The 16,435-nt window shown below is 68.7% G+C and carries 18 protein-coding genes; 8 read left to right on the forward strand and 10 right to left on the reverse strand.

Annotation, left to right across the window (positions count from 1 at the left end):
• The first annotated feature begins 16 nt into the window (after nucleotides 1-16).
• On the forward strand, nucleotides 17-751 hold the full coding sequence (locus GOQ09_RS24970) for a helix-turn-helix domain-containing protein (RefSeq protein WP_157616337.1): 735 nt from the start codon (nucleotides 17-19) through the stop codon (nucleotides 749-751).
• Nucleotides 752-761: 10 nt separating this feature from the next.
• On the opposite strand, the gene pyrF is transcribed toward GOQ09_RS24970, so the two are convergent.
• Genes pyrF through GOQ09_RS25000 form a run of 6 tightly spaced genes read right to left on the reverse strand, consistent with a single transcriptional unit; the run spans nucleotide 762 to nucleotide 5,511 of the window.
• Nucleotides 762-1,586: an orotidine-5'-phosphate decarboxylase gene (gene pyrF / locus GOQ09_RS24975; protein WP_157616338.1), complete on the reverse strand. Its 825-nt coding sequence runs from the start codon at nucleotides 1,584-1,586 to the stop codon at nucleotides 762-764.
• 33 nt (nucleotides 1,587-1,619) lie between these two features.
• Complete coding sequence (locus GOQ09_RS24980; protein ID WP_157616339.1) at nucleotides 1,620-2,426, reverse strand: uracil-DNA glycosylase family protein; 807 nt, start codon at nucleotides 2,424-2,426, stop codon at nucleotides 1,620-1,622.
• Entirely contained in the window at nucleotides 2,423-2,965 is a 543-nt protein-coding gene (gene rimI / locus GOQ09_RS24985) for a ribosomal protein S18-alanine N-acetyltransferase (RefSeq protein WP_157616340.1), read from the reverse strand. The genes GOQ09_RS24980 and rimI overlap by 4 nt, the downstream gene beginning before the upstream one ends.
• Entirely contained in the window at nucleotides 2,962-3,687 is a 726-nt protein-coding gene (gene tsaB / locus GOQ09_RS24990; RefSeq protein ID WP_157616341.1) for a tRNA (adenosine(37)-N6)-threonylcarbamoyltransferase complex dimerization subunit type 1 TsaB, read from the reverse strand. The genes rimI and tsaB overlap by 4 nt, the downstream gene beginning before the upstream one ends.
• Nucleotides 3,680-4,699 carry a DMT family transporter gene (locus tag GOQ09_RS24995; protein WP_157616342.1) on the reverse strand — a complete coding sequence of 340 codons (1,020 nt, stop codon included), beginning with the start codon at nucleotides 4,697-4,699 and terminating at the stop codon, nucleotides 3,680-3,682. The genes tsaB and GOQ09_RS24995 overlap by 8 nt, the downstream gene beginning before the upstream one ends.
• A gap of 47 nt (nucleotides 4,700-4,746) precedes the next feature.
• Nucleotides 4,747-5,511 carry a DeoR/GlpR family DNA-binding transcription regulator gene (locus GOQ09_RS25000; RefSeq protein WP_157616343.1) on the reverse strand — a complete coding sequence of 255 codons (765 nt, stop codon included), beginning with the start codon at nucleotides 5,509-5,511 and terminating at the stop codon, nucleotides 4,747-4,749.
• Between the two features lie 79 nt (nucleotides 5,512-5,590).
• Here GOQ09_RS25000 and GOQ09_RS25005 point away from each other — a divergent pair, with 79 nt between their 5' ends.
• The 3 genes from GOQ09_RS25005 (at nucleotide 5,591) to GOQ09_RS25015 (ending at nucleotide 9,351) form a co-directional block, all read left to right on the forward strand.
• A complete protein-coding gene (locus GOQ09_RS25005) occupies nucleotides 5,591-6,178 on the forward strand; it encodes a GDP-mannose pyrophosphatase (RefSeq protein WP_157616344.1) in 588 nt (195 codons plus the stop codon).
• 7 nt (nucleotides 6,179-6,185) lie between these two features.
• Nucleotides 6,186-7,616, forward strand: a complete 1,431-nt coding sequence (gene dacB, locus GOQ09_RS25010) for a D-alanyl-D-alanine carboxypeptidase/D-alanyl-D-alanine endopeptidase (protein WP_157616345.1) — start codon at nucleotides 6,186-6,188, stop codon at nucleotides 7,614-7,616.
• 166 nt (nucleotides 7,617-7,782) lie between these two features.
• Nucleotides 7,783-9,351, forward strand: coding sequence for an alpha/beta hydrolase family protein (locus GOQ09_RS25015; RefSeq protein WP_157616841.1), 1,569 nt, complete (start codon nucleotides 7,783-7,785; stop codon nucleotides 9,349-9,351).
• Between the two features lie 7 nt (nucleotides 9,352-9,358).
• Here the strand turns inward: GOQ09_RS25015 and GOQ09_RS25020 are convergent, their stop codons facing one another.
• From GOQ09_RS25020 to purE, 3 genes are read right to left on the reverse strand one after another with little or no spacing between them, the layout of a single operon-like run.
• Nucleotides 9,359-10,360, reverse strand: a complete 1,002-nt coding sequence (locus tag GOQ09_RS25020; RefSeq protein ID WP_157616346.1) for an L-threonylcarbamoyladenylate synthase — start codon at nucleotides 10,358-10,360, stop codon at nucleotides 9,359-9,361.
• The gene (locus GOQ09_RS25025) at nucleotides 10,357-11,550 is read right to left on the reverse strand and encodes a 5-(carboxyamino)imidazole ribonucleotide synthase (protein WP_157616347.1); all 1,194 of its coding nucleotides are present in this window, start codon (nucleotides 11,548-11,550) and stop codon (nucleotides 10,357-10,359) included. The genes GOQ09_RS25020 and GOQ09_RS25025 overlap by 4 nt, the downstream gene beginning before the upstream one ends.
• Nucleotides 11,547-12,098 carry a 5-(carboxyamino)imidazole ribonucleotide mutase gene (purE, locus tag GOQ09_RS25030; protein ID WP_157616348.1) on the reverse strand — a complete coding sequence of 184 codons (552 nt, stop codon included), beginning with the start codon at nucleotides 12,096-12,098 and terminating at the stop codon, nucleotides 11,547-11,549. The genes GOQ09_RS25025 and purE overlap by 4 nt, the downstream gene beginning before the upstream one ends.
• A gap of 36 nt (nucleotides 12,099-12,134) precedes the next feature.
• On the opposite strand from purE, the gene GOQ09_RS25035 reads away from it, so the two are divergent.
• The 4 genes from GOQ09_RS25035 to GOQ09_RS25050 all read left to right on the forward strand — a co-directional run bounded on the left by GOQ09_RS25035 (nucleotide 12,135) and on the right by GOQ09_RS25050 (nucleotide 15,348).
• Nucleotides 12,135-13,055: a tetratricopeptide repeat protein gene (locus GOQ09_RS25035; protein ID WP_157616349.1), complete on the forward strand. Its 921-nt coding sequence runs from the start codon at nucleotides 12,135-12,137 to the stop codon at nucleotides 13,053-13,055.
• Nucleotides 13,056-13,181: 126 nt separating this feature from the next.
• Nucleotides 13,182-13,490, forward strand: a complete 309-nt coding sequence (locus tag GOQ09_RS25040; RefSeq protein WP_157616350.1) for a helix-turn-helix domain-containing protein — start codon at nucleotides 13,182-13,184, stop codon at nucleotides 13,488-13,490.
• Nucleotides 13,491-13,531: 41 nt separating this feature from the next.
• Nucleotides 13,532-14,830: a type II toxin-antitoxin system HipA family toxin gene (locus GOQ09_RS25045; RefSeq protein WP_157616842.1), complete on the forward strand. Its 1,299-nt coding sequence runs from the start codon at nucleotides 13,532-13,534 to the stop codon at nucleotides 14,828-14,830.
• A gap of 65 nt (nucleotides 14,831-14,895) precedes the next feature.
• A complete protein-coding gene (locus GOQ09_RS25050) occupies nucleotides 14,896-15,348 on the forward strand; it encodes an META domain-containing protein (RefSeq protein ID WP_157616351.1) in 453 nt (150 codons plus the stop codon).
• Between the two features lie 123 nt (nucleotides 15,349-15,471).
• Here the strand turns inward: GOQ09_RS25050 and GOQ09_RS25055 are convergent, their stop codons facing one another.
• Complete coding sequence (locus tag GOQ09_RS25055; RefSeq protein WP_157616352.1) at nucleotides 15,472-16,377, reverse strand: phosphoribosylaminoimidazolesuccinocarboxamide synthase; 906 nt, start codon at nucleotides 16,375-16,377, stop codon at nucleotides 15,472-15,474.
• Between the last annotated feature and the right edge of the window lie 58 nt (nucleotides 16,378-16,435).

The raw sequence follows: 16,435 nt of genomic DNA on the forward strand, positions 1-16,435 counted from the left end.
GCACAAGCCACCTTTCATGAGCACCACCGTCGACCTTGTCCAAGCCCTCAAGAACGAGCTCAAGAGCGCCCGCATGACCTATGCGGACCTGGCGCGGTCGCTCGACATGGCGGAATCCAGCGTCAAGCGCATGCTGGCCAAGAGCGACATGCCGCTGTCGCGCGTCGACGCGATCTGCCGCGCGCTCAAGATCGACTTTGCCGAGCTGGCCCGCCGCGTTGCCGACGCGCAGCCGCTGTTGAAGGAGCTCACGCAGGAGCAGGAAAGGGCGGTGGTCAAGGACAAGAAGCTGCTGCTGGTGGCCATCAGCGTGCTGAGCCAGTGGACGCTGGAGCAGATCGTGGCGGCCTACCGGATCAGCGAGGCCGAGTGCATCGGCTGCCTGGCGCAGCTGGACCGAATCGGCATCATCGAGCTGCGGCCGCTGAACCGCTACCGGCTGAAGCTTGCCAAGACCTTCCGTTGGCGGCCGCACGGCCCGGTGATGGAGTTCTTTCGCGAGAACGTGGTGCTCGACTATTACGCGGGCGGCTTCGACGGCCCGGCCGAGGGGCTGCTGCTGGTGCACGGGCAGATCAGCCGCTCATTGGCGCCCGCGTTTTTGGAGCGCCTGCAGCGCGTGGCGCAAGACTTCGCGCAGCAGCACCAGACGGACCAGAAGCTCTCGGCCAAGGACCGGGAGGGCTACACGCTGCTGCTGGGCATGCGGAACTGGGAGTTCGAAGCCTTTACACGCCTTCGCAGAGCCTGAACCTTAAGGTTCAGGGCTTTGCGGCTTCGAGTGCATCGCGCGTGGTGCGTGCGGCGTTCTTCGCCGCGGTCGCAAAGTCGTCGCCCGACGAGGCGTAGATGATGGCGCGCGACGAGTTCACGATGATCGGTGCATCGGCGCGCCAGCCCGCGCGCACCGTGGCCACCGCATCGCCGCCCTGGGCGCCGACGCCCGGAATCAGCAGCGGCACCGTGGGCGCGAGTTCGCGCACGCGTTCGATCTCGGCCGGGTAGGTGGCGCCCACCACGAGGCCGAGCTGCCCATTGAGGTTCCACGGGCCTTGCGCGAGCTTGGCAACGTGCTCGTAGAGGAAGGGCTGGCCCTCGATGTCCGCCAGGCGCTGGCCCTGCAGGTCGGAGCCACCGGGGTTGCTGGTTCGGCACAGCAGGAAGGCGCCCTTGCCCTCGTGCTTGAGGTACGGCGCCACCGAGTCGAAGCCCATGAAGGGCGACAGCGTTACCGCATCGGCGCCATAGCGCTCGAAGGCCTCGATGGCGTACTGCTCGGCGGTGGAGCCGATGTCGCCGCGCTTGGCGTCCAGGATGACGGGCACATGGGGCGCATTGCGGCGCATGTGTTCCATCAGTTGCTCCAGCTGGGCTTCGGCGCGGTGGGCCGCGAAATAGGCAATCTGCGGCTTGAAGGCGATGACCAGGTCGGCGGTCGCATCGACGATGCGCGCGCAGAAGTCATAGATGCGGCTGGCGTCGCCCTTGAGTTGCCCCGGGAACTTGGCTGGCTCCGGATCGAGCCCCACGCAGAGCAACGAACCGTTTTTTTGCTGTGCGGCGGCCAGCTTGTCGAGGAAAGTCATGGGGCCCGATTTTAAGGACCCGCGGGCCGCCGCTTAATTCGACGGCGTTTGCTGGTCGGCCGCCAGGCACAGGTCGGCCCAGGCGCGCGCCTTGTCGGCGGGGTTTCGCAGCAGGTACGCCGGGTGGTAAGTGGCCACCACCGGCACGCCGTTGACCGAGTGCAGCGGCACGACGCGGCCGCGCAGCTTGCCGAGCGGGTCGGTGCTTTGCATCAGGCTTTGGGCGGCCAGCGGCCCCATGGCGAGCACCATGCTGGGCGCCAGCGCGGCGGCATGTTCCTCGAAAGCCTCGGCCATGGGACGCGGGCTGCCGGGCTGGCCGGCGGCCACGCCGCGGTGCGTTCGCATCAGGTGCACCGGCGTCTTGCCATCATGCAGCTTGAGGGCGCGCAGCATGTTGTCGAGCAGCTTGCCGGCGTCACCCGCAAAGGGCTCTCCGTGGCGACCGTCGGCCTCGGGCGGCATGTCGGCCACGACCAGCCAGCCGCCTTGGGCCGGTCCGGTTCCGGCGTCGGCGTACAGGCGGCGCGGCATTTCGACCAGCACGGCGGCGCCATGGGCGAGCGGTGCTGCAGCAACTGGGCGTGCCGCCGGCGGCTGTGCCATGGCGGGCCGCGCGGCCGGTGCATGCGCAGGCGGGGCCATGGGCACCACCGGCGTTTCGGCGGCGTACGGCTCGCGTGCATCGGCAGGCGGCGGCTCCGCCGTCACTGCTTGCGCCGCTGCAACGACGGGGGCCGCCTCGACGACCTCGGGCATCGGCCACCAGACCTTCACCCCCATCTCGTCGAGCATCGCGCGCTGGCGCGCATCGAGCTTCAATGTCTGTACCGCACTCATCGCAGGGCTCCCCAGGCGGAGCCTGTTTCGTTCAATCTCAGGCTCATGACGACGGCGTCTTCGCGCTTGCCTTCGTGCGCCGGGTAGTAGCCCTTGCGCACGCCGACGCTGCGGAAACCCTGGCGCACATAGATGTCGAGCGCGCGCTGGTTGCTTTCGCGCACCTCGAGCCACAGCCACTGCGCGCCTTCGCCGCGCGACCACCCGGTCAGCGCCTCGAGCATCAACGGCGCCCAGCCCTGGCGCTGGAAAGCCGGCGCCACGGTGATATTGAGCAGATGCACCTCGTCGACGCCTTTCATGGCGACGTAATAGCCGATCAGCGTTTCGCCGAGGCTGGTAACCGGCGTGGCCAGGTTCGGCAGCGACACCGGCGCGAGCAGGCACTGGCAGTGGTAGCCAACGGCCATGGAATCGATGAAGTTCCCGCGTGTCCAGGGATGGCTGTAGGCCGTCTGCTCCACCGCGCACACAGCCTCGAGCCGCTCGATGGTGAGCGGTTCGAGTCGGGCTTCGACGGGCTGAAGAACGGCACTCATGGGTTGGTCACCGGTGAAATCGCAACCGCGGCCGCTTTGATGGCGGCACGCTCTTCCGTGGTTTGCGCCACTTTATCGCGAACATAGAGCGGCCAGGCATGTGCCGCATCCACCGTGCGCCCGGCGGCCAGCAGTGCCGGTGCGAGCCGGAGCATGGCGGTGGCGGTCGGCAGCACCTCGTGGCGCGCCGCGGCGGGCGCCAGGCGCGGGCCGTAGGCGGTAAAGGCGTTGCCGGCGAGCGCCCATCCGGCGGGCACTTCGAGCGCCTCGGGGGCCAGCAGCAGCGGCTCGTCGTCCCGGCCTTGCAACGCACCGAGTTCGCCCCCGCCTTCGAAGTCGTAGCGGGCGGCATAGAGCTGGTCCATGCGCGCATCGAGCACCGCAACCACCTGGCGGGCGCCGAAGGCATGGCGCGCTTCCTCGGCCACGGCCAGCAGCGTGTCGACTGGCAGCAACCGCACACCGGAGCCGAAGGCCAGGCCCTGCGCCACCGAGCAGGCGGTGCGCAAGCCCGTGAAGGAACCCGGCCCGCGGCCGAAGGCAATGGCGTCGAGCGCGGCCAGTTCGAGCCCGGCCTCGGCCAGCAATTGCAGGATGAGCGGAATCAGCGTGCTCGACGCCTGCGCGCCGCCGGCGCCGCTGTGCGTGAAAAGGCGCTCGCCGTGGCGCACCGCTACCGACAGGTGTTCGGTACTGGTGTCGAAGGCCAGGAGCTTATGCATCGCGGCGCCCCATGGCTGCGGCGGCCGGAATCGCGGGCACTGCGGCTGCGCGGCCCGCAGCGGCTTTCTGCACGCCGAACAGGATGCCGGCGGTCACCAGCAGCAGGCCGGCAACCAGGTTCCAGTACAACGGCTCGTCGAGCCAGATCACCGCGCCGAAGGCCGAGAGGCCGGGCACCAGCGCAGTGATCATGGTGCTGCGCACGGGCCCGAAATATTGAATCATCTTCGTGAAGGTAATGCCCGAGATCACCACCGAGCCAATGCCCTGGAACAGCATCTGGAACGCCACCTCGCCCCACGGCGCGGAGCCGATGTGGCTCACGACCGCGCCGCCCGCCACCAGCAGGCTGTACACCGGCACATAGGTCAGCAGCGCGAACACGGTGATGGCGATGGTCGCGCGCACCGCGTCGAGCCCATGGCGGCGTGCCACCACGCTGTAGCAGGCCCAGCAGAAGGCCGCGCCCATGAAAAGCAGGTCGCCCTTCCAGACCTCGCCGCCCTCGAAGGCGTGCAGCAGGCTGCGCCCGCCGACCATGAGGTCGCCGGCAACGATCAGCGCCAAGCCGAAAGCGCGGGCCGGCGTGATGCGGTCGCGCAGCACCAGGGCGGCGAGCAGCGTGGTCCACAGCGGCAGGCTGCCCGGCATCAGCACCGCGGCATGGCCCGCGGGCGCAAAGAAGAAGCCGCTGTACGCGAGCATGGCGTAGGCGAGGCCGCCGAAGACGCCGGCGGTGGCGGTCACCCGCAAAGAAAGAGGCGAAAGCCCGAACAGCGAGGAGGCCGTGCCTCCCTGTTGCTCGCGGCGGCTCTTCATGACCAGCCACGCCCCCCACGGAACCAGCACCATGCTGGCGCCGCAGATGCGCGCCAGGGCCAGGTCGAATGGCGTGAGCGAACGGCCGGCCGAGGCCCGGGCGATGACGATGAAGGCGGTCCAGACCAGCACGGTGACCACGGCCGCGCCGATGCCGAGCGTGCGGGGCGAAAAACGGGGCGTGGCAGGCATTCCCCGATTATCGAGGGCCCGCCGTCGCCCCGCCGGCCAGGGGCGAATCAGCCGCCGTCGCTGCGCAAGATGGCCAGCCCCGCCTTGCGCAGCGCCCCCAGCGCCGGGGCCGGCGCCTCCGGCGACACCAGGAGGCTGGTGGCGGCGGAAACCGGGTTGATCACCCAGGCCGAGGCGGCACCGATTTTTTCCGAAGAGGCCAGCACCACCGTCTCGGCAGCAGCCGCCATCAGCGCGCGCTTGATCGCGGCCTCCTCGTCATCGCCGGTGGTCAGCCCGGCCTCGGCCTGCACGCCGGTCACGCCCATGAAGAAGGTGTCGGCATGGATGCGCGAGATGGCGTCCATGGCCGCGGCGCCCACCGCCACCATCGAATGCCTGAAAAGCCGCCCGCCGATCAGCACCACCTCAATGCCGGAGTGCCCGGCCAATTCGACCGCCACCGAGGGGCTGTGCGTCACCACGGAGGCACGCAGGCTTTCGGGCAGGTGCCGCGCCATTTGCACGGCCGTGGTGCCGCCGTCGATGAACACCACCTGGCCCGGCCGCACCATGCGTGCGGCGGCGCGGCCGATGGCCACCTTCTCGGCGGTTGCGAGCTGCAGGCGGCCCGCAAAGTCGGCCTCGGCCCTGGCGAGCGGCAGCGCACCGCCGTGGACGCGCTGCAGCAGGCCCTCGGCGGCAAGCTCGCGCAGGTCGCGGCGAATGGTGTCTTCGGACAGCGCGAGCTCCTCGCTGAGCGACTTCGCGACGACATTGCCGTCGCGCTGCAGGACCGAGAGGATGTGTTGTTTGCGCTGACGGGTGAGCATCGTCCGATCGTATCCGGCGAGATCGAAAATTGCACGAATTTTCTTGTTTATGCACGAATTTACGCATAAGCTTTGGGCCATGACCCTTCAAGACCGCGTTCGGGTGCACGAAGCCACCCTGCTTTCAGACAACTGGTACACGCTGAAGACCACTGCCTTCGACTGGCGGCGCAACGACGGCAAGTGGCAGCGCATGCACCGCGAAACCTATGACCGGGGCAACGGCGCCACGCTGCTGCCCTACAACCTGGCGCGGCGCACGGTGCTGCTGACGCGGCAGTTCCGCTACCCCGCGTTCGTCAACGGCCACGACGACCTGTTGATCGAAGCGGCCGCCGGCCTGCTGGACAACGCGGCGCCCGAGGAACGCATTCGCGCCGAGGTGGAAGAAGAACTGGGCTACCGGCTCGGCGCGGTGCAGAAGATCCTCGAAGCCTTCATGAGCCCGGGCTCGGTGACCGAGAAGCTGCACTTCTTCATTGCCGAGTACGAGCCTTCGATGCGCGTGGGCAACGGCGGCGGCCTGGCCGACGAGGGCGAGGACATCGAGGTGCTCGAACTCGGCATCGGCGAGGCGCTGGCCATGGTGGCGGACGGGCGCATTGCCGATGCCAAGACGGTCATGCTGCTGTACCACGCACAGCTGCATGTTTTTCCGCCGAGATAATCGGCCGATGGTTCTTCCTCGTCTCTCCTTCCTCCGGCCCGTTGGCGCGCTGTCCCTCGTTACGCTTTTCGCCTCCGGCGCCTACGCGCAGCAAGCTTTTCCAACCGAAGTAGAGACGGCCCTCGCGCGCGCCAAGGTACCGCGCGATTCGGTAACCATGCTGGTGGCCGACGCCGACGGCGTGCGCCCGCCGCGCCTGGCCTGGCGTTCGCAGGTGCCGGTGAACCCCGCATCGATCATGAAGGTGGTGACCACCTACGCGGCGCTCGACCTGCTCGGCCCGGCCTACAGCTGGAACACGCCGGTCTACGTCGACGGCACGGTGAGCAACGGCGTGCTCAATGGCAACCTTTACATCAAGGGCCAGGGCGATCCCAAGCTGGTGCTGGAACGCGTGTGGCTGCTGCTGCGCCGCGTGCAGGGCCTGGGCATTACCACCGTGAGCGGCGACATCGTGCTCGACCGCAGCACCTTCGAGAACACGGCCGAGAACGACCCGGCCGCCTTCGACGGCGAGCCGCTGCGGCCCTACAACGCTTCGCCCGACGCGCTGCTGGTCAACTTCAAGTCGGTCAACATGACCTTCACGCCCGAACGCGGCGGGCAGCTGGCGCGCATCAACTACGAGCCCCCGCTCGCCAGTGTTTCCATGCAGCCCACGATTGCGCTGGCGCCCGGCGAATGCGGCGACTGGCGCACGGCAATCCGGCCCGACTTCAGCGACCCCAACCGCATCCGCTTCAACGGCGGCCTTCCGGCGGCCTGCGGCGAGAAAAGCTGGGCCGTGGCCTATGCCGACCCGCGCACCTACGGCCTGCGCGCCATTGGCGGCATGTGGGCCGAGATGGGCGGCCGCGTCGGCGGGCAGATGCGCGACGGCCGGGTACCGCCGGGCCTGAAGCCGGTGTTCGAGTTCGGCTCGCCGCCGCTGGCGGAGGTGATCCGCGACATCAACAAGTACAGCAACAACGTGATGGCGCAGCAGGTGTTCCTCACGCTCGGCCTCACACAGAAGAACCGCGGCACGTTCGAGGCTTCGCGCAACGCGCTGGGCCAGTGGTGGCGCGACCGCATCGGCACGGGCGAGGGGCAGCCGGTGTTCGACAACGGCTCGGGCCTGTCGCGCGAAGAGCGCATCAGCGCCGCAGCGCTCGGCAAGATGCTGCAGGTGGCGTGGCGCTCGCCGGTCATGCCGGAGCTGGTGTCGTCGCTGCCCGCCTCGGGCGTGGACGGCACGCTCAGGCGGCGCGCCCTGCGCTCGGGCGGCGCGGCGCACCTGAAGACCGGCACGCTGCGCGACTCTTCGGGCGTGGCCGGCTACGTGCATGGCGCGAGCGGGCGGCGCTACGTGCTGGTGGCCATTGCCAACGGCGAGAACGCGGGTGCGGCGCGCGCGGCGTTCGATGCGCTGGTCGACTGGGCTTACCAGGACAACTAGGCGCCTGGTCGCCTGCCTGCCGCACCGTGTACTGAAAACTTCTGTAGGTGATAGCCGCTTGCGCGTGGCAGGGGCGCTGCACAGAATCGGACGCCCGTTCGATTCGACCCCCGTGCAACACAGGAGAAACGCCTTGAAGACACCGCAACCATCTTCCCGCCTCTCGATGCAAAGAAGGGCGGCATCGGCGGCGCTCGCGGGCGCCGCGATGCTGCTGGCGGCCTGTGGCGGAGGAGGCGGCGGTGGTGGCGGAGGCGGCATCGGGATCGGCCTTCCCCCGCCCACGGCGGATACAGGCCGGGGGTCTGTCGTCACGAACCCGCCTGAACAGGCGTCGAAGTTGACCGCCGACCAGTTCAGGTCGCTGCTCGAGGCCGATGCTTCGGGCAGGGCGCTGCTTCAGGTGACCGGCACGCCCAAGTGCGGCATCGAAACGCGCTATCTCGAATACCGCACCATCGGCGGCAAGAACGAAGCCACCAACGCCACGGCCGCGGTCATGGTGCCCTCGGGCGCGGACGTGGCCTGCAACGGCGCGCGGCCGGTGGTCCTGTATGCCCACGGCACCACCGCCGCGCGCAACTTCAACATGGCCAAGTGGACCGAAGCCGGCCAGCCCGCGGCGGGCGAAGGCCTTTTGGTTGCCGCCATGTTCGCGGCGCAGGGCTACCTCGTGGTGGCACCCAACTACGCGGGCTACGACAAGTCGACGCTGCCCTATCACCCGTACCTGAACGGCGACCAGCAAGGCAAGGACATGGTCGATGCGCTCACCGCGGCGCGCAAGACCTTCTCGGGCATCAACGTGACCGATGCGGGATCGCTGCTGATCACCGGCTATTCGCAGGGCGGCTACGTGGCCATGGCGGCGCACCGCGAGATGCAGGCCACGGGCAAGGCGGTGACCGCTTCGGCGCCGCTTTCGGCTCCATCGGCCATCGGCCTGCTGGCGGACTACACCTTCCAGGGCTGGCCGGCGCTGGGCAGCACGCTCTTCGTGCCGCTGCTCTCTGCCAGCTGGCAGCAGCAGTTCGGCGACGTGTACGGAAGCACCAGCGACATCTACGAATCGCAATACGCCGCCGGCATCGACACCCTGCTGCCGAGCCTGACGCCGATCACCACGCTTTTTGCCAATGGAAAGCTGCCGCAGCTGGCGCTCTTTCCGGCGGGCGCCACGCCGGGGCCGGTGAGCCCCGACCTGTCGATCTTCTATGGCGCCAACAACCTGATCCGCCAGAGCTACCTGACGCAGGCGGCCAGCGACATCCAGGCGAACCCCTGCCCCGGCAACGCGCTGCCCCCCACGGCCGCCTCGCTCAGCACGACTTCTCCGCTCGATTGCCGGCCGGCCGTGGGCTTTAGAAAGGCGGCGCGCGCCAACGATCTGCGCAACTGGCTGCCGACCCGGCCGGTGCTCATGTGCGGCGGCGCCAACGACCCGACCGTCAACTTCCTGAGCACTCGCGCAACCGCCGGCTACTTCCGCGCCCGCGGCATGCCCGCCGCCGCGCTGACCGTGGTCGACCTTGAAGACAACGCCACCACCGATGCCTATTCCGCTGCCCGCGCGGGCTTTGCGCAAGCCAAGAGCACCCTGGCTCAGAACAGTCCGGGCAGTGACGCCGACAAGGCGCGAGCGGTCACCCTGGCCTATCACGGCACGCTGGCGCCGCCGTTCTGCCTGGCTTCAGCGCGCGGCTTCTTCCAGGGCGTGCTGGCCGCCGGCGGCTAGCCCTTGGTTAGCCCATCGACGCTCGTTGAAGGCGGTCGCGTACGCCTTCCCATTCGGGCGTGTCCGGCGGGGTCTCGACCCAGATCAGCTTGACGCCCTGCGCGTCGAACTCGCGCAGCACCGCGAAGAGCTGGTGCGCGCTGGCCGCCGCGTCGTCGGGCATGCGCCGCTGCAGCACGCGCTGCGAATGGCTGCGCACTCCGGTGCGTGTCCACACCGCGATGTTCGCGGCGCCCGCGCCGAGCACGTCGAGGCCGGTCTGGATGGCCTTGGCGTCCATCAATCGCAGCTTGGCATTTGGGGCGTAGTGCGCCTCCAGCGTGCCCGGAGCGCGCGGGTCTGGCGTTTCGAGCACCTCTCGGTCGCTCAGGCGTTCGCCGAGCGCCGCCTCGACCTGCGCGCGCGTGATCAGGCCCGGCCGCAGCAGCACGGGCGCGCCGCGGCTGCAGTCGATGATGGTCGATTCAATGCCCACCTCGCAGGCGCCGCCATCGACCACCGGCAGCGAATCGCCGAATTCGTCGAACACATGCTGCGCGGTGGTCGGGCTCACGCGGCCGAACCGGTTGGCGCTGGGCCCGGCAAGGCCGGGAACGCCCTGTTCGGCACAGGCTTCGAGCAGCGCCTGCGCCACCGGATGCGAGGGGCAGCGCAAGCCGATGGTGTCCTGCCCGCCCGCCGCCGCGGCCGCGACGCCGGGCTGGCGCGTGACAATCAGCGTCAGCGGGCCGGGCCAGAAGGCCTGCACCAGCTTCTGCGCGAAGGGCGGAAGCGGCTGCGCGAAGCGCGACAGCGCCTCGGTGCCCTTGATGCCCGCCGCCACATGAACGATCAGCGGATGGTCCGAAGGCCTCCCCTTGGCCTTGAAGATGCCGGCCACCGCCATGTCGCTGGTGGCATCGGCGCCCAGGCCGTAAACGGTTTCGGTCGGGAATGCGACCAGCCCGCCCGCGCGCAGCACGCGCGCGGCCTCGGCAATGGCCTGGGGAGACTGGCCGTCGAGAATCATGCGAAGTCGGCCGCCGTGAGCGCCGGCAGGCCGAGCAGGGTGGCGGCTTGCGATGCCGCGGCGCGCACGCTTTCGAGCGTGGCACCGGTGAAGGTCAGGTGGCCCATCTTGCGGCCGCGGCGCGGTTCGACCTTGCCGTAGAGATGCAGGTGTGCGCCGGGCAGCGCGAGCACGTCGCTCCAGCGCGGCGTCACCGGCTTGTCGCCGCCCTCGGCGGTGAACCACAAATCGCCGAGCAGGTTCAGCATGACCGCCGGGCTGTGCTGGCGCGGCGGGGCCAGCGGCAGGCCTGCCAGAGTGCGCACCTGCAGTTCGAACTGCGACACGTCGCAGGCTTCCATGGTGTAGTGGCCGCTGTTGTGCGGCCGAGGCGCCATTTCGTTCACCACCAGCGAGCCGTCGGTCAGCACGAAGAACTCGACGCACAGCACGCCCACGTAGTTGAGCCCCGTGGCAATGCTCTTTGCCGAGTTGATGGCGGCCTGCGCCACGGTCTTGGGCATGTTCTGCGCATGCACCTCGGTCACGGCCAGGATGCCGCCCCGGTGCAGGTTGCGCTGGGGCGGAAAGTGCACGATCTGCCCGTCGCGGCCGCGCGCCACGATTACCGAGCATTCGAATTCGAGCGGCAACAACTTTTCGAGCACGCACGGCACGCAGCCCGCGGCCTGCCAGGCGTCGATCAGCTCGGCCCGGGTGGAAACGCGCTGCTGGCCCTTGCCGTCGTAGCCGAGGCGGGCGGTCTTCAGAATGCCCGGCAGCAGCCCGTCGTCGCCGGCGGCCAGCTGCGCCGCCGTTTCGATGACGGCATACGGCGCGCAGGCCACGCCGCAGCGCGTGAAATGGGCCTTTTCGGCAATGCGGTCCTGCGCGATGGCAATGGCGGCCGCGTCGGGCGCTACCGGGCGGGCGACGGACAGCTTGTCGAGCGACGGCGCGGGCACGTTCTCGAACTCCGTCGTCACCGCATCGGCCAGGCCCGCGAGCCGCGCAAGGCCGTCTACGTCGGCGTAGTCGGTATGGATGTGGTGATGGCTCACGCGGCCGGCCGGGCTGTCGGCGTCGGGGTCGAGCACCGCCGTGAAGTAGCCCATGCGCTGGGCGGCGTGGGCGAACATGCGGCCCAGTTGGCCGCCGCCGAGCACACCCAGCGTGGCGCCGGGAAGAATGGGAAGGTCGTTCTTGCTCACAGGGCACCCCCGCCTTGCGGCGAAAAAGGCGAGACGGCGCCCGCCTCCGCCGCGGGAGGCGGCGGCAGCGTCATGGCCTCGGCCGCGGCGGTTTGCGCGGTGCGGAAGGCGTCGAGCCGGGCACGCAGCGCCGAGTCGTTCACCGCCAGCATCGCCACGGCGAACAGCGCCGCGTTGGCCGCTCCCGCATTGCCAATGGCAAAGGTCGCCACCGGAACGCCCTTGGGCATCTGCACGATGCTGTAGAGCGAATCGACCCCCTGCAGGTGGCGGCTGGCCACCGGCACGCCGAGCACCGGCACGGTGGTCTTCGAGGCCAGCATGCCCGGCAGATGCGCCGCGCCGCCCGCGCCCGCGATGATGGCGGTGAGCCCGCGCCCGGCGGCGCTTTCGGCGTACGCGAAGAGCGCATCGGGCATCCGGTGGGCCGAGACCACCTTCGCTTCGTGCTTGATTCCGAATTGCTGGAGAATCTCGACCGCGTTGCGCATCGTCTCCCAATCGGAGCTCGAGCCCATCACTACACCGACCTGAATGGTTTCGTTCATGGTTTCAATTTTACGTTTCACCCCCAGCTGGTTCCGATGATCGACATCACTCTCGAAAATTTTCAGGCCGAACTGATCGAAGGCTCGGTCGCCACGCCGGTGCTGCTGGACATCTGGGCCGAATGGTGCGGCCCGTGCAAACAGCTCGGCCCGGTGCTCGAAAAGCTCGAAACCGAGTACGCCGGCCGCTTCACGCTGGCCAAGCTCGACGCCGACAAGGTGCCGCAGATTTCGTCGCAGCTGTCGGAGATGTTCGGCGTGCGCAGCATTCCGTTCTGCGTGATGTTCAAGGACGGCCAGCCGGTCGACGGCTTCGTGGGCGCCATTCCGGCCGACAAAATCCGCGAATTCCTGGACAAGCACGTGCCCGGCGCCGAAGAGGTCGAGGCCGCCTCCGAGGAAGCCGCGGCCCAGGAAGCGCTGGCCGAGGGTGACACCGAAGGCGCCCTCGAGCGGCTGCAGCATGCGGTGGCCACCGACCCGGCCAACGACGATGCGCGCTTCGACTACATCAAGCTGCTGCTGCAGCAGGGCCGCATCGACGACGCCAAGGTGGCTTTTGCCCCGGTCATCGCCAAGACCACGCTGGTGCGCCGCTTCGATTCGCTGCAGCGCTGGATGGACGCCATCGATTTTGCGGCGCCGGTCTCCGGGGGCGCGCCCTCGCTCACCGATTTCGACAGCAAGATCGCAGCCGGCAAGCGCGACTTCGACGCCCGTTTTGGCCGCGCCCGCCTGCTGATGGCCGAGCAGCGCTGGACCGACGCCATGGACGAGCTGCTCGAAATATTGATGCGCGACAAGAGCTGGAACGAAGAACTCGCGCGCAAGACCTACATCGCGATCCTCGACCTCATCGAGCCGCCCAAGGTGAAGGTGGCCGACGGGCAGATTCCGCCGGACGATCCGGTGGTGGCGACGTATCGCCGCCGGCTCAGCAGCGTGGTATTGAGTTGACCGACTAATTGCTCATTGCAATGAGCAATTTGAAAAAAAAGCGACTCGTGAGTCGCTTTTTTTGTTGGCTTGATCAGCCTTACATAGATATCATTACTACTCAAATTGAGGCCAAAGCGTACGTTAATGATCCAACTTACTGAAGAACTCGAAAAGGCCCGCAAAGCGGCTGGCCTAAGTCAGGAGGCCTTGGCCACCCAAGCCGGTCTTTCGCGCATGACCGTGCAGCGCATCGAGAGCGGCCAGATCGATCCGCGGCTTTCCACCTTGCTTGAGATGGCACGCGTGCTGGGGCTCGAACTCATGACCGTGCCCGCCGCGCTGCGCCCGCAACTCGAGGACTTCGTGCGATCGGGCGGCCGGCTCCTTGGCCAGCCGGCGGGCGCAGGCGCGCCGCCTTCCATCGCACAGAGTTTGGCTGACGAAGGCCGGTGAGCACCCGCGCCGCGTTCAACACCGGCATCCGCTACCTGCGGATGTACCTGCATGCGCCCGGCGGCAATGCACAGGTCGCCGGCGGGCGGCGCGCCATCGGCTATCTCTCGCAGTACGGCGACATTCTTCGCGTGTCGTTCGACGAGGCCTACATCGCCGATCCGGCACGCCCCACGCTCTCGCTGGCCTACCGGGGTGCCGACGAGGCCGCGACCCGGGCCATCCTGGCGTCGGCACGCGACGCCCGGGTGTCGCGCAGCGATGGCCATTGGCCGAGCTATTTCCAGAACCTCCTGCCCGAAGGCCACAACCGTGAGCGCCTGGCCTTGCAGCGCGGCTGCAGCGCGGACGACGAATTCGAGCTCCTGGCCGCCGCCGGCCACGACCTGATGGGCGCGCTCGAGGTCGAGCCCGTGCCCACGGCAGAAGGCATTCCCGACACGGTCCGGCACTGGCACACCGCGCTCGGGCTCGACGTGCTCGAACCCGGTTTCGTCGAACTGCCGGTGGAAGACGCAGCCGCCATTCCAGGCGTGGTGACCAAGTTCTCTGCCGTGCAGGACGGCCGGCGCTACGTGGTGCGGCGGCACGGTGCGGCCGGCTCATTCATCCTCAAGCTGCCGACCACGCGCCACCCCGACCTGGTGGCCAACGAGTACACCGGCTATCGCCTGTGCGGCGCGCTTGGCCTCGATTGCGCCGAGGCCAGCGTGATCGAGCGCACCGAAGCCGACTTGCCCGAGCAAGTGCCGTTCGGACAGATTCTTGCCGTGCGCCGCTTCGACCGCACGGCCGACGGCGGCCGCATCCACATGGAGGAGTTCGCGCAGGTGCTGCAGTACGAGCCGCGCCAGAAATACGGCCGCGGCCTCAACGTCGACTGGCCCGCCATGCTGCGCGTGCTGGACCGGCTGTCGCCCAACCCGGTGGTCGACGTGCGTGAATGCGTGCGGCGCATCGTCGCTTTCATCCTGCTCGGCAACAGCGACGCCCACCTGAAGAACTGGGCATTGCGCTACCCCGACGGCGTGGCGCCGGTGCTGGCGCCGCTCTACGACCCGGTGTGCGTGGCGGCGTTCTTCGAAGACGTGCCGGCGGTCGACTACGCCGTCAATCGCGCCATCGACGCGCGCCTGCGCGCCTTCGACTGGCCCGCGCTGGAAGCACTGCTGCGTACGGCCGGGCTGCTGCGCCCATCGCGGCTCATGGCCATCGCGCGCGAAACCGTGCGCCAAGCCCGGGCCGAATGGCCCGCGCTCCTTGACGACCCGGCCACGCCGGCCAGCGTGCGTGCCTGCGTTCGCGCCCGTCTGGCAGGCGGTACGGCATTGGCCAGCTAGGCCGGCGTCGAATACGATTGCGGGCGATTCAACTTGTTGCAATTGAGAAGAAGGAAAAACCGGCCATGCGTTTCCTCGCCCGCCATCGCGCCCGCCTCGCGCTTCCCGTTTTTGCGGCCGTCATCCTCGGGGCCGTGCTCTCCGGTTGCGGCAGCGGCATCAGCCTGGACGAGCCGATCGAGGGGCCGGTGTGGCGCCTCGCGCAGCTGGGCAACGAGCCCGTGGCGCCCGGCGGCGACGCGCAAATCCAGTTCGACCGCAGCAGTGGCCGCGTCAGCGGATCGGGCGGCTGCAACCGTGTGTCGGGGTCGTTCACGCGCAGCGGCAGCGCGCTGCGCATCGGCCAATTGGCCTCTACCCGCATGGCCTGCGCGGACCCGGTGCGCGGCGCCAACGAAGCGCAGTTCATCTCGGCGCTGCAGACCACCGCCACCTATCGGCTGGCCGGCCCGGGACGGCTTGCGCTGCTCGACGCGAGCGGGCGGACGGTGGCGACGCTGAACTCGACGAGCCGCTGAGGCCGCCCTCGAGAGGCCAATGCGGCCGCCGCCGGGCCGCCCCAAGGCGGGCCGCGCCTCCCCCTCGGGGGGTGGCGAATTACACGCAGCGAAGCGAAGTGAAAAGCCGAGGGGCCAACTACTTCAGCCGGTGAGGCGTTCCAGCGCCTCGCGGTACTTGGCCGCGGTCTTCTCGATCACTTCGGCCGGCAGGCGCGGCGCCGGCGGCGTCTTGTCCCAGGGCTTGCCGTTGATCTTGGTGGCTTCGAGCCAGTCGCGCACGAACTGCTTGTCGTAGCTCGGCGGATTGGCGCCGGCGGCCAGCGCGGCCTGGTAGCCCTCCACCGGCCAGTAACGCGAACTGTCGGGCGTGAGCACTTCGTCCATCAGCACCAGCGTGCCGGCCTCGTCCAGGCCAAACTCGAACTTGGTGTCGGCAATGATCATTCCCTTGGTGAGAGCGATCTGCGCGGCGGTCTCGTAGATCTCCAGGCTGGTCTCGCGAATCTGCTGCGCCAGCTTGGGGCCGACGATCTCGACCACGCGGTCATAGCTGATGTTCTCGTCGTGCTCGCCGGCGGCCGCCTTGGCGGCGGGCGTGAAGATCGGGCGCGGCAGCTTGCTCGCGTTGGTGAGCCCTTCGGGCAGCGGCACGCCGCACACGGAGCGGCTTTCCTGGTATTCCTTCCAGCCGCTGCCGGCCAGGTAGCCGCGCACAACGGCCTCGACCGGAATCGGCGTCAGGCGCTTGACCAGCATCGAACGGCCGGTGACCTGCGCCACTTCTTCGGCGGTGACCACGCTCTCGGGAGCTTCGCCGGTCAGGTGGTTGGGGCACAGCTGGCCGAGCCGGTCGAACCACCACAGCGCCATTTGCGTGAGGATTTCGCCCTTGCCGGGAATCGGCTCGCCCATGATCACGTCGAAGGCGCTGAGCCGGTCGCTCGCGACCATCAGGATGCGGTCTTCGCCGACGGCGTAGTTGTCGCGCACCTTGCCGCGCGCAAGCAGGGGCAGGCTCTGGATGGAGGAGGTGTGGACGGTGGTCATGAGGCGATGCTGTGCGGAAACGGGTGACGGGAAAAACGGATTGTGCGCGCAGAAAAAA

This window comes from Variovorax paradoxus, assembly GCF_009755665.1.
Taxonomy (GTDB): Bacteria; Pseudomonadota; Gammaproteobacteria; order Burkholderiales; family Burkholderiaceae_C; genus Variovorax; species Variovorax paradoxus_G.